The sequence below is a fragment of the Parabacteroides sp. AF27-14 genome (assembly GCF_003635425.1).
Lineage (GTDB): Bacteria > Bacteroidota > Bacteroidia > Bacteroidales > Tannerellaceae > Parabacteroides > Parabacteroides distasonis.
The window spans coordinates 67,276-79,215 of record NZ_QTLZ01000007.1 but is presented as its reverse complement, the minus strand read 5'-3'; the positions used below and the strand labels follow the sequence as shown (position 1 = coordinate 79,215).

Here is an 11,940-nt window from a genome sequence, read left to right as displayed (position 1 = left end):
GGTGGGTGGCAAGATGGTCAACACGAGGCAACCCCTGTTGTACAACTACGTGTTCGTCCACGCCTCGGAGGACGAGATCTTCCGCCTGAAGCGTACGCTTCCCCTGTATAATTTCCTCCCCCGGGTTTCCTCCGGCGGGCGGTCTTATTTCCCGTACCTCTCGGATCGTGAGATGGATACCTTGCGTTGGGTCGCGGCTTCTTACTCCAACGAGCTTCCGGTGTACGTGCCAGATAGCGGCCGCTTGTTGAAAGGCGACCGTGTGCGTATCACCTCCGGCCCTTTTACCGACATGGAGGCGGAGGTGGTGGTGCAGCCGGGCGGTGGGCATAAGGACGTGATGGTGCGTATCCTCGACTGCCTGTGGGTCCCCTTGTTCGAGGTGAGAGCTGGGGAGTACGAGTTGATCGAGCTGAACACGGGGGGCAAGCACGTCTATACCCATCTGGACAACGACCGTCTGTCGGAGGGCTTGCACGATGCCTTGGGCCGTTACCACGCCTCTGGCGTGGTAGTGGATGAGGATGCCCGTCTGGCCCGTGAGGTCCTGCGTGGCTACGCCTCTCTCCGTGGTGAGACCGACGTGATCCGTTGTAAGCTTTACTCGTTGCTCCTTCCGGCCTACAGGTTGTTGGGCGAGTCGGATGAGTTCGATCGTTTGCGCTCCACGATGCGCAGCATGCTCCCGGTGATAAAAGCGGGGCAATCCCGTGCCTTGTTACTGGTCACGCTCTATGGCTGCACGGACAGCAGCCTTTACCAGCGCATGGCGCACGAGTTGATTGACCCTTGGATGGAGGAGGCTTCGCCCAAGAAGAGCAAGTTCGTGTTGATACGTCGTTTACGTGATTACGACCGGTGGCTGAAACATAATGAATAGTGAATAAGGAATAATGAATTAAATAATTCAAGATTCAAGATTCAGAAATCAAGATTCAAAAAGAAATGTCTTCTCTTCCTTCGGGTATCCGGTTAATGAACTTGTTGCGTGAGCGTTTGACAGAGATCATGGATCGTGAGCGTGCGAACCAGAACTCAATACACCTGTATTGCACGGGTCCCTACTGGGTAGCGTTCGAGCGTTCGGCCTACCAGCTGTATCGTGCGTTCCCGGATAGCGAGACCACGCCGATGCGCCTGTACGGGTATCCGTTCCCGATCGTGATGGTGTCTGTTACGGATCGCTCGCTAAGCTCGTATGCCCGCAGGCATATATTGAGAAGAGACGATAAGGATTACAAGCAATTGACCGTACCCGTACTTTCCCTTGCGGACTACCATGAGTGGCACGCCGGCGAGGTGGAGGGGTTACCTTTATTGAGTGAAAAAGTATGAGTATGACGCAAATACCGTTATTGTTATTACTGTGCGGATTCTTGGCCTCCGTGTTTTTGGGTATGGCCATCATCCCGAGGATCTTGGTGATCTCGCACAAGAAACGCCTGTATGATATCCCGGACACCCGTAAGGTGCATACGACCCCTGTCCCCCGTTTGGGCGGGTTGTCGTTTTTTCCGGTTATCTTGATGTCGATGGCCTTGGTGATGGGCTTTCGCCTTTACCTGTGGTCTTCGGATCTGTCGGGGCTCTCGCTAGACATGCTCCACGAGTATCTTTTCCTGTTCGTGGGCATGACGTTGCTTTACTTGGTGGGTGTCTGCGACGACTTGGTCGGGGTGGGCTATCGCTATAAGTTCGTCGTGCAGGTCGTGTCGGCCTTTCTGTTGGTGTTGTCCGGCAACTGGCTCGACTCGTTGGGTGGCCTGTTTGGGATTTATTCAGTCCCGGCCTTGCTGGGCGTTCCGATCACGGTCTTCGCCGTGGTCTACGTGACGAACGCCATCAACCTGATTGACGGGATTGACGGCTTATCGTCCGGCCTTTGCTGCATCGCCCTGTCGGTCTTGAGCGTGATCTTTTTCATCCAAGTGCAATACATTTACGCCCTGCTGGCGGTCTGCACGCTTGGAGTCTTGATGCCCTTCTGGTGTTACAACGTCTTCGGCAACGCGAACCGTGGCCATAAGCTTTTCATGGGCGACGCTGGCAGCTTGACGCTGGGCTACGTGATCAGCTTCCTGATCATCCACCTGTGCGTGTCGAACGGCTCGTTCCCGGATCGTTCGAATCCCTATCTGGTGATCGCCTTCTCCACGGTTTTGGTACCGTTGTTGGACGTGATCCGTGTAGTCCTGCACCGTCTTCGTGAGCACAAGAACCCTTTTTTACCGGATAAGAACCATTTCCATCATAAGCTATTGCGCACGGGCATGCGAGTTCGTATGGTGATGGTGACGATCCTGTGCGTATCGGTCTTCTTCATAGCGTTGAACTTGCTGTTGGCCAAGCGTATGAATATTACATACCTCTTGTTCTTGAACCTCTTCCTGTGGTCTCTTCTCCATCTGTCAATCAACAGGCTTATCTCCCGGAACCGGGAGCGGCAGGAGAGGGAGGAAGCGTTCGGCAAGAAATTCTGATCAACGGATTGGATATTGATGAAAAAAATTTGTACCTTTGTTTTAAATAAACCCAAAGTGAAAGAAATGGCACAATTGATAGTTACGGTTGAGGATGCGAGTTTATTGTCTGATTTGAAACGGGCGATAAAAATGTTACGTGGTGTGACAAATATATCCGAGCGGAAGTCGGACTCTTTGAATGATGTGACGAAGCAAGCCATTGCGGACGCTCGAGAGGGGCGTACTATCAAATGCGATAGTTTTGAGGATTATTTGCGTAAGGTCCAATGAAATATCGATTGGAATTTACCCGCCAGTATTTGAAAGATCTCAAGCTGGCGAGGAAAAGACATTTAGACGAGGGTAAGTTGAATGATATCCTCCTGAAACTGTTGAATGGAGAAAAACTTCCTTCATCAAACAAAGATCATGCGTTAAAGGGAGATTATAAGGATTGCCGTGAGTGTCATATCACTCCGGATTGGCTTCTTATTTATAGTGTGGGGACTTCATTGAAAATCATAACACTTGTACGTACAGGTTCTCACTCGGATATATTTTAATTCTCCATTGGAGGCCCTCGTATTTTATTGTTTGTAAGTTTTTTATCAAGTAACATTGAATATTAGATTTCTGTATACTCTTCCCTTGCGTCAAAGCAAGGGCAAGCCTTACGAATATAGGGGCTAAGTTGGTAATGTCCTAGGATGCGTGCCTTCGGGTAATCCCTTCGTAATTGCCGTAGCAGATCCATCAAGGTACATCGCTGGGCGTAGGTGCGTGTATCGGCCGAACGGCCTTGCTCGTCGAGCCCTCCCTCGTAGCAGATTCCGATACTCCGGTCGTTCCATCCGGCTGCGTGCGCCCCGATCTGGTTGACCGGGCGGCAGCGATGCAGCTCCCCGTCCCGTGTGATATAGAAATGATAGCCGATATCGGCGAATCCCCGTGCCTTGTGCGAGGAACGGAGTGCCTCGACAGGAAAATCCCTGTCATATCGTGTGGCCGAGCAGTGAATTACAAGGAGGCTGACCTCCCTGTAATTCTGGTAGAAACAATAGTTCTTGCTCATAATCCGCAAGCCGTTATGCCGAAGGCCCCCGCGATGGCGGTAGCTACGGCGATGATCACTTTGAGAACAGTACTCCAAACAGACTTTTTCATGATGAACTTTGTTAATGAATAATGAATAGTGAATAATGATAATGAAAATAAACGGATGCTATGGGCATCATAAGAGGAAAGCGACGCTTTCCTAAGAACGGCCTTAGCGGACGGGCGTAAAGCGAAGAGACCGTAGCGAGCGTGAGGAGCATCCCTGTCTGAGCGAAGCGAGTTGGGATGCGACAGCGAGCGTAGGTCTCGAAGTAGCCCGTCAGCGTCAGCCTTGACCTTTTGGTTACTTTTGGGTCAAGCCAAAAGTAACACGTTAGATCTCATCCGGCGACTCCGAGTCGGAACCTCCCCCTTCCTCCACCGGTGTCCCGAGTATCGTGACCTTCAGGAGCGAGGTCTTCTCGCCCAGCAGCGAGTAACGTCGTGCCCCGTTCAGTATGGTATAGGAAGGCGAGAATCCCGGTACGATAGTCCGTATATGCGTAGCCTTGACCTCCTCGGCGGTCGCCACCCCCTTCTCCGTGACGAAGCGGTTATAGACCGTCCCGAACCCCAGCAGCTCCACCTTGTAACCTTTCTGTAGGTTCTTGATGACATACCGCTGGTAACGGTCGAGTACGTTTAATACATCACCTTTGGTGAGTGAGGATTCCTCGGCGATCTGGTCGGCCGCATCTTGTGTGGACAGGGTACCGAAATAATAGGGAACCGGCTTGTACACCTCCTGCTTGGGATCCGTCTTGGGGATAAAAAACTTTCGTGCTTGAAACGCTTGTGGCATGGTAATTGGAAATTAAAAATTGATAATTGAAAATTAATTGTTTGTTGATCAACGTTACAAAGATAGGCCTCGACGTAGGGGGCGGTGATGCCGGGCGATGCCCTAGGAAATGAATAATGAATAATTAACAATGAATCATGACGATGACCGGCTCCGGACTACGTTGCCCATCGTAAGCTCCCTTGAATGGGCAGTGTAAATCTCTTTGAATGGGCATCGTAAGCACCTTAGAATGGGTATTCAGTTAATTCACCGCTGTGCGCAACTGTCCACTGTCACTTGTCCACTGTCAACTCATTCACGGTTCTCCTAGGTAGTGGATGATTAGCCCCACTTGTCGGGGCGTGAATATGCGTTGCTCGGGCCGGTAGCCCGTCTCCCGCAGACGGTCGTACAGCTCCGTGCATCGGATGATCCAGCGGCGTAGACGGTTGCAGGCTTGATGGGAGGCTAGCTCCGGGAAATAGGATGCCGCCAATGCGGACTTTCTTAATGGTAAGGACATTACGAATTACGAATTATGAGTTGGTGGAACTTTCAAACTTTCAAATATTCAGGCCTCCCTCACACACACACGCCCGTTGGGTACATTATATAGGGGTGTGAGGGAGGCCGGGATTACTTATGGGTGATACGGTCGCCGAAGCAGTACTCTCCCCGGCCGTTCTTCTCCAGCGTGCCTCGTTCCTGCATTCGCTTGAGACAGGTATCTAGGGTGGCGGTGGGGATGTTGTTCCTCTCTGCTTCCTCCAAGGCCTGTTGTCGGTTGAAAGAGAGTGGAAGGGCCGCGAAGAGGGCCTCTTGGGGCGTGGGTGTGCGAGAGCGTGGCACCTCGTCAGACGGAAGCAAGGAGAGTATGCCCGCCGAATGACGGTAGAGCGGCTCCACGAGCGAGAGGACAGCCTTAAAATCGTCATCATCGATACGTAACTCTAGGGAAGGAACGATACCGTCCCGTACGTTCTCCTCCGGGATCTCGGGGGCAGGCGAGAGACCGGGACAATTGAGAATTGAAAATTGAGAATCGAGAATGGCTTGTGGGATGAGGAGACTCTCCACCGATCGCAGGAAGGCCACCACGGAAGCGATCCGGCAGATATTGATGGCAATACGGGCCACGGAGCTTCGCATCGGATAACCGTAGGAAAGACCGGCGTGCCCGAATATGCGTGCGAAGCAGCTGTTGAATCGCTCCTTTTGCGTGTCGGAGAGATGGAATTGTATGACATTGACCCTCTCATGTAGGTAGTCCACGAGTTTCTTCCACTGTCTCCCCCAATCGGAGAAGAGGCTATCCATGTCCTCGTCGCCCTGCTCGAACTGATCCGCCCACTCATCGATAGGCGGCATCCGGTAGAACAATTGGCGTGAGAACAGCCCGTTTTCGGCCGAGGGAATAAGTGGCCGTACCTGCGCTGGAGTACCGCTTAACAAGACACTGAGGTAAGAGGCCGGGCACTCCCGGTATTCCCGGTTCGTGCGTCGGTTGAAAGCCAGCCGCTCGTGGTCGTGGCATTTACGCAAGGTATCGCTCCAGTGCCCGTGCTCGGTGCCGATGGCCGTGCTCACGGTATCGGCCTCGGTCTCGCAGATCAGCCCTATGCCGTCGGCCTCGATGAGGTTCTCCAGCACGCCGGTGCCGGAGTTGTTACCGGCGATAAGGAACATCTTGAGGGGAGGCATCTCGGGCTCCGGCGTATCGGATTTTTTCTTGCCCAGCGAGTCCCAACGGCTCTTCTCCTCCCGGTAAGCTTTATGCCTCTGCCGGTAGTCCGCCATCATCGCCTCGTGTATCGGCTCAGCAAGCCGGCGTGTCCAAGCGAGGGCTCCCTTTCCCGAGGCGGGAGGGGCGACGATGAACGTTTGCAGGCAAGGGTAGTAGAATTTTCGCCCGTACGATATCCGGATCGATTTGTTGAGTGTCGCTCCCAACACGGTGATAGCGCCCAGCAGGAGGATATCCCGTTGGGCGGGGGTATCGCCCCGGTCGATCATCCGTTTGAGGAAAGCGGGCCAAGGATACTCAGGAAAGGCGGGCGGGACATTTTTCACTGGCGGTTCCTCGTGCGTACACGTGTGCGTGTGTGAGGGAGGCGTGAATGTTTGAAAGTTTGAAAGTTTCCCGGCCTCAGCCATGGATTTGTCCAGTTTCACGCCGGCTAGGTCCGCCAAGTGGAATACGGATCCCAAGCCATTCCGTCCATTGCCTCCTTTGAGGGCATGGTCGTATAGCTTATCCGCCTCGGTGGAGACATATCTCTCCGACAATCGGCAGATACGATGGAATGATGACCGACCAGCCTCTCCGCAATCGTTGGCGATGGCGAAGGCGATCGGCATATACTCTTGATAGGTGGGAGCGATGTTCGCCCCCTGTTTCTCGATGGCGGCAACGAGCCGCTCCAGATCTGATAATGGGTTCATGATGATATATAATTTTCAATTTTCAGTTCTCAATTTTCAATTCTCCCGTAGCCTCGCTGAGGGATCGTGGCAAAGGAAGCAAGCCCGTGAGAGGTCTGCGTTCGTGGCATCAGCTTTCAGCCCGTATTTTCCCTCAAGGTATTCCCAAGCGAATCGTACCGCCTCGTCGAAAGACTCCTCCACGGTTTTCTTGATCGACAGGCGATAGGGTACGAGGAGCTTGATTCCCGTGGTACTGGGACTCACGAAGGAGAGATCGGGGCGTAGCCGCTCGTCGGCGAACAGCGTGTCCCTCCAACGGATCGCCTCTTCGGGTGAGGAGAGGTGATCGATGTCGATGACGAACTCACCAGAGGGCAATAACAAGTGATCTTCCTTTCGGTAGGAGAAGATACCGGCGGGCGTGACATAGGGTAGCAAACTCTGTTTCAGCCGCCTGAACCGTTTCTCGTCGCCCGATGCGGCACGTACTTGATCGGTACGCTCACGCAGCCACTCGCTGGTGGTGATATAGGCGTGCAATTGACTGACACAGACAACCCCGTTCGGCACTTGATTGGTGATGGGGGCATTGAAAAAGGAAAAGATAGACTCTTTCATGATCGGATAAAATAAATTGATTATTCGGTTACCGCCGGTAAAGGAATGCGTTCCTGTCCATTCCCGGAATAGCGATGGACGGTACGGGTACGGAAACGGACGTATGGTGGATGAAATGAGGATAGAAATAAATATGCCCCCGTGAAAGGGGTGATTATTGTTAACACTTAAATTAAAAACGAATATGACAGAAAATCAAGAGCGGGCGGAACAGGCACGTTCTGCCTTTACGGTCAATGGAGGTAACGTGCAGATCCTGCCCAATGCCACCATCGCTATCCAGAACATCCATTGGGGTGACGGGACGGTGACACGGACGGAACGCTGGATTACGCCCGCTGAATCGGGACTTCATGAGTCTCCGTCTCCTCCGATAAACTCTCCTGCCCCTCCGGTGACGGCTGAACCCTCCTCGTTGGCGTTGTTCATCCCGGACGAGGCGACCCGTCTTGTCTACGAGGCCCGCCTATGCGCCTGCCCGGACACGGTCACCCTTTGCCAGACGGTATTGACAGACCTTTACAACGAGATCCTAGCCGACTACTCGTCTCCCCTCAAGCTGGTCAAGAGCCGTGCCTTCATCAGCGCCCTCTTGCCTCACCTTACATTCGTGAATGGGGCGAATGTACCGAGCATTCGGTATGGGATCAGGAAGTATGTGCTGGGGGAAGGGTGAGATAAAAAAGTGTGTGAATGATATAGAGAATATTCGTATGAAAGGAATCGTTTTAGCTGGTGGCTCGGGTACCCGATTATACCCGATCACTAAGGGAGTGAGCAAGCAGTTGCTTCCTATTTTTGATAAGCCGATGGTGTATTATCCTATCAGTGTGTTAATGCTGGCGGGTATCCGGGAAATCTTGATCATATCAACGCCATACGATTTGCCCGGATTCAAGCGTCTGCTTGGGGATGGCTCTGATTATGGTGTGTGTTTCGAGTATGCGGAGCAGCCATCGCCGAATGGATTGGCGCAGGCATTTACTATTGGTGCTGAGTTCATCGGTGATGACAGCGTTTGCTTGGTGCTAGGTGATAATATCTTCCATGGTAATGGATTTACATCGATGCTAAAGGAGGCGGTTCGTACTGCTGAGAAGGAGAATAGGGCTACTGTTTTTGGCTATTGGGTGAGTGATCCGGAGCGTTATGGCGTAGCCGAGTTCGATCAGACCGGCAATTGCTTGAGTATTGAGGAGAAGCCGGAATGCCCTAAGAGCAACTATGCCGTGGTCGGATTGTATTTCTACCCGAACAAGGTTGTTGATGTAGCTAGCAGCATTCAACCGTCCGCTCGCGGCGAGTATGAGATTACTACGGTCAACCAACGATTCTTGGAGGATGGAGAGCTGAGAGTCCAAACTTTAGGCCGGGGTTTCGCTTGGCTGGATACCGGTACGCACGACTCTCTGAGCGAGGCTTCTGCTTATATCGAGGTGTTGGAGAAGCGTCAGGGATTGAAAGTGGCCTGCTTGGAGGGCATCGCTTATCGTCAAGGATGGATCACGGAGGAGCGTATGAGAGAATTGGCGCAGCCGATGTTAAAGAATCAGTATGGTCAATACTTACTGAAAGTAATTGAGGAATTAAAGGAGACAGGAGATCCGAATTTAGGTTAAGATGGAGGTAATAAAGACAGATATAGAGGGTGTAGTGATCATTGAGCCGAAGGTGTTCGATGACGCTCGGGGATACTTTTTCGAGAGTTTCTCGCAACGTGAGTTTGAGGAGAAGGTTCGTAAGATAAATTTTGTACAAGATAATGAGAGTATGTCCTCATACGGAGTGATGCGTGGCTTGCATTTCCAGAGACCTCCCTTTACTCAAAGCAAGTTAGTGCGTTGCGTGAAAGGATGCGTCCTTGATGTAGCCGTGGATATTCGCAAAGGAAGCCCAACGTATGGTAAGCATGTGGCTGTTGAGTTGAGCGAAGAGAATCATCGCCAGTTTTTCGTGCCTAGAGGGTTCGCTCATGGATTTGCGGTATTGAGTGAGATAGCTGTTTTCCAATACAAATGCGATAATTTCTATGCTCCGCAAGCGGATGGGGGCATCCGTATAAAGGATGAGAGCCTAGGCATAGATTGGCGGATACCGATGGACAAGGTCCTTCTTTCGGAGAAGGACATAAAACATCCTTGTTTGGAGGATTTTGATTCACCGTTTGATTATCATGTAAATTTATACCCTGAATTTGAATAAGATGAATATATTGGTGACTGGTGCCAACGGGCAGTTGGGAAACGAGATGCGTATCATCGCTCGGGAAAGTGACGACCACTATGTATTCACGGATGTGAATCAAGTGGAAGGCGTAGAGACCGGCTTTTTGGATATTACGGATTTGGAGGCGGTGAGGAAGATGGTCGCGGCGCAGCGTGTAGATGTTATCGTGAATTGCGCCGCCTATACCAATGTGGATATGGCTGAAAGTAATGAGGAATTGGTGGAGAAGTTGAACGCTGAGGCTCCGGAAAACTTAGCCAAGGTAATGAAAGAGACCAATGGTTTTTTAGTGCAAATCTCGACAGACTATGTGTTTGGTAAAGAACCGTGCAATGTGCCTTGTCAAGAGGATCAACAAGGAACCCCCACCGGAGTTTATGGTATGAGCAAATTGCATGGTGAGCAGAAGATTCAAGCTATCGGTTGCAAGCATGTGATTATCCGTACGGCTTGGTTGTACAGTGAGTTTGGCAAGAACTTCTGTAAGACGATGATGAACCTTACGGCTACCAAACCACATCTTAAGGTCGTGTTCGACCAGGTGGGAACACCCACATACGCCTTGGATTTGGCGAAAGCCATTGAGACGGTGTTGAAAGATTATGCGGATAAAAAAAACGAACATGATTATGACAAGACCGGTATCTATCATTACTCCAACGAGGGGGTATGCTCATGGTTTGACTTCACGAAATCGATCGCTGAATACAATGGCACGACCGCTTGCGATGTGCAGCCCTGTCATAGCGACGAGTTTCCCAGCCCTGTAAAACGTCCATTTTATTCGGTATTGGATAAATCTAAAATCAAGGAGACATTCGGTATTCGGATCCCTTATTGGACAGAATCGCTGAGACAATGTATTGCTAACATAAAAAACAAATAAACAGAATCATGTCAAAACGAAATATAGTAATCACTGGTGGAGCAGGCTTCATTGGCAGTCATGTTGTACGCTTGCTCGTGAATAAATATCCGGAGTATAACATCTTCAATTTGGATAAGTTGACCTATGCTGGCAACTTGGCTAACTTGAAGGATGTCGAGGATAAGCCTAACTATAGGTTCATAAGGATGGACATCTGCGACTTCAAGGCATACTATCAATTGATGCAGGATAAGCAGATCGATGGCATCATTCATTTGGCGGCCGAGAGCCATGTTGATCGTTCCATTAAAGATCCGTTCACCTTCGCCCAAACTAATGTGATGGGTACGCTGGCGCTATTGCAGGCAGCTAAGCTGTATTGGGAGAGTCTACCGGAGAGGTACGAGGGCAAACGCTTTTATCATATCTCTACGGATGAGGTGTATGGAGCGTTGACCATGAATTATCCGGAGGGCATTGAGCCACCGTTCACGACAACAGCGTCGTCCAGTGAACATCATTTGGCATACGGGGATGATTTCTTCTATGAGACGACAAAGTATAATCCACATTCGCCCTATTCAGCGAGTAAGGCAAGTTCAGACCATTTTGTACGTGCCTATCACGATACTTATGGTATGCCGACCATCGTGACAAACTGCTCAAATAACTATGGCCCCTATCAATTCCCGGAGAAACTGATCCCGCTTTTCATCAACAACATCTGTCATCGTAAGCCGTTGCCAGTCTATGGCAAGGGCGAGAACGTGCGTGACTGGCTGTTTGTGGAGGATCATGCCCGTGCGATCGATACGATCTTCCATCACGGAAAAATCGCTGAGACCTACAATATCGGCGGTTTCAACGAGTGGAAGAATATCGACATCATCAAAGTGCTGATCAACACGGTGGATCGCCTGTTAGGTAGAAAAGAAGGGGAGGACTTGGATTTGAATACCTACGTGACCGATCGCCTCGGCCATGACGCACGCTATGCTATTGATTCCACCAAGTTGCAAAAAGAACTCGGTTGGGAACCGAGTTTGCAATTCGAGGAGGGGATCGAGAAGACTGTGCGCTGGTATTTGGATAATCAGGAGTGGATGGAAAATGTGACTAGCGGGGAGTATCAGAGGTATTATAAGGAGATGTATAGTAAATAGTTTTTGTAAATGGATGAGCTATTCGTAACGTTATATAAAGAATAATTGTATGATACAGACTAAAGAAGATTTGGCCTATTATTTATCGCAAGACAGGAAAGCTTTGGGTATTGCTAATGATGGATTTGTTCAACGCTTGAGACTTCTGGGATATGGTGCTTTCAAAAGCCACTTAGGAAGGCTGAGTATTATAATAATGCATGCCCTGGAAATCTGCTTTCGAAAAATGTGGGAGGGTGATAATGAGGTGTTTATCTAAAATTAGGCTGAAACGTATTTCTGTGAGGTTGGGCTTCTCTG

Annotated in this window: 17 protein-coding genes; 11 read left to right on the top strand and 6 right to left on the bottom strand. The window is 50.6% G+C overall.

Going from position 1 to position 11,940, the window contains the following annotated elements; all coding sequences use genetic code 11:
• The 5 genes from DWY79_RS09465 to DWY79_RS09445 form a co-directional block, all read left to right on the top strand.
• The coding region (locus DWY79_RS09465; RefSeq protein ID WP_233563956.1) for a transcriptional regulator at positions 1 to 880 on the top strand (880 nt) is incomplete at its 5' end.
• Positions 881 to 945: 65 nt separating this feature from the next.
• Positions 946 to 1,335: a hypothetical protein gene (locus tag DWY79_RS09460; protein ID WP_122369256.1), complete on the top strand. Its 390-nt coding sequence runs from the start codon at positions 946 to 948 to the stop codon at positions 1,333 to 1,335.
• Positions 1,332 to 2,480 (top strand): MraY family glycosyltransferase, encoded by a 1,149-nt coding sequence (locus tag DWY79_RS09455; RefSeq protein ID WP_122369255.1) that lies wholly within the window; start codon positions 1,332 to 1,334, stop codon positions 2,478 to 2,480. The genes DWY79_RS09460 and DWY79_RS09455 overlap by 4 nt, the downstream gene beginning before the upstream one ends.
• A gap of 66 nt (positions 2,481 to 2,546) precedes the next feature.
• The gene (locus DWY79_RS09450; protein ID WP_122369254.1) at positions 2,547 to 2,753 is read left to right on the top strand and encodes a hypothetical protein; all 207 of its coding nucleotides are present in this window, start codon (positions 2,547 to 2,549) and stop codon (positions 2,751 to 2,753) included.
• A complete protein-coding gene (locus tag DWY79_RS09445; protein ID WP_122369253.1) occupies positions 2,750 to 3,025 on the top strand; it encodes a type II toxin-antitoxin system YafQ family toxin in 276 nt (91 codons plus the stop codon). The genes DWY79_RS09450 and DWY79_RS09445 overlap by 4 nt, the downstream gene beginning before the upstream one ends.
• Positions 3,026 to 3,087: 62 nt before the next feature.
• On the opposite strand, the gene DWY79_RS09440 is transcribed toward DWY79_RS09445, so the two are convergent.
• From DWY79_RS09440 to DWY79_RS09415, 6 genes are all read right to left on the bottom strand, one after another.
• Positions 3,088 to 3,534, bottom strand: coding sequence for an N-acetylmuramoyl-L-alanine amidase (locus DWY79_RS09440; protein WP_122369252.1), 447 nt, complete (start codon positions 3,532 to 3,534; stop codon positions 3,088 to 3,090).
• The gene (locus DWY79_RS22580) at positions 3,531 to 3,626 is read right to left on the bottom strand and encodes a smalltalk protein (protein ID WP_158593844.1); all 96 of its coding nucleotides are present in this window, start codon (positions 3,624 to 3,626) and stop codon (positions 3,531 to 3,533) included. The genes DWY79_RS09440 and DWY79_RS22580 overlap by 4 nt, the downstream gene beginning before the upstream one ends.
• 265 nt (positions 3,627 to 3,891) lie before the next feature.
• Complete coding sequence (locus tag DWY79_RS09430; RefSeq protein ID WP_122369250.1) at positions 3,892 to 4,359, bottom strand: HU family DNA-binding protein; 468 nt, start codon at positions 4,357 to 4,359, stop codon at positions 3,892 to 3,894.
• Positions 4,360 to 4,657: 298 nt separating this feature from the next.
• Complete coding sequence (locus tag DWY79_RS09425) at positions 4,658 to 4,864, bottom strand: DUF4248 domain-containing protein (RefSeq protein WP_122369249.1); 207 nt, start codon at positions 4,862 to 4,864, stop codon at positions 4,658 to 4,660.
• A gap of 113 nt (positions 4,865 to 4,977) precedes the next feature.
• The gene (locus DWY79_RS09420) at positions 4,978 to 6,783 is read right to left on the bottom strand and encodes a DUF3987 domain-containing protein (protein ID WP_122369248.1); all 1,806 of its coding nucleotides are present in this window, start codon (positions 6,781 to 6,783) and stop codon (positions 4,978 to 4,980) included.
• A gap of 36 nt (positions 6,784 to 6,819) precedes the next feature.
• Positions 6,820 to 7,383 (bottom strand): BT4734/BF3469 family protein, encoded by a 564-nt coding sequence (locus DWY79_RS09415; protein WP_122369247.1) that lies wholly within the window; start codon positions 7,381 to 7,383, stop codon positions 6,820 to 6,822.
• 184 nt (positions 7,384 to 7,567) lie between these two features.
• On the opposite strand from DWY79_RS09415, the gene DWY79_RS09410 reads away from it, so the two are divergent.
• Genes DWY79_RS09410 through DWY79_RS09385 form a run of 6 tightly spaced genes read left to right on the top strand, consistent with a single transcriptional unit; the run spans position 7,568 to position 11,899 of the window.
• Positions 7,568 to 8,059, top strand: a complete 492-nt coding sequence (locus DWY79_RS09410) for a hypothetical protein (protein WP_005857907.1) — start codon at positions 7,568 to 7,570, stop codon at positions 8,057 to 8,059.
• A gap of 37 nt (positions 8,060 to 8,096) precedes the next feature.
• Positions 8,097 to 9,002 carry a glucose-1-phosphate thymidylyltransferase RfbA gene (rfbA, locus tag DWY79_RS09405; RefSeq protein WP_121962791.1) on the top strand — a complete coding sequence of 302 codons (906 nt, stop codon included), beginning with the start codon at positions 8,097 to 8,099 and terminating at the stop codon, positions 9,000 to 9,002.
• A 1-nt stretch (position 9,003) separates the two neighbouring features.
• Entirely contained in the window at positions 9,004 to 9,585 is a 582-nt protein-coding gene (gene rfbC, locus DWY79_RS09400) for a dTDP-4-dehydrorhamnose 3,5-epimerase (RefSeq protein WP_121962786.1), read from the top strand.
• 1 nt (position 9,586) lies between these two features.
• The gene (rfbD, locus tag DWY79_RS09395) at positions 9,587 to 10,495 is read left to right on the top strand and encodes a dTDP-4-dehydrorhamnose reductase (RefSeq protein ID WP_005863149.1); all 909 of its coding nucleotides are present in this window, start codon (positions 9,587 to 9,589) and stop codon (positions 10,493 to 10,495) included.
• Positions 10,496 to 10,503: 8 nt separating this feature from the next.
• Positions 10,504 to 11,640: a dTDP-glucose 4,6-dehydratase gene (locus tag DWY79_RS09390; RefSeq protein WP_122369246.1), complete on the top strand. Its 1,137-nt coding sequence runs from the start codon at positions 10,504 to 10,506 to the stop codon at positions 11,638 to 11,640.
• 49 nt (positions 11,641 to 11,689) lie between these two features.
• Entirely contained in the window at positions 11,690 to 11,899 is a 210-nt protein-coding gene (locus DWY79_RS09385; protein ID WP_121962784.1) for a hypothetical protein, read from the top strand.
• The last annotated feature ends 41 nt before the right edge of the window (positions 11,900 to 11,940 follow it).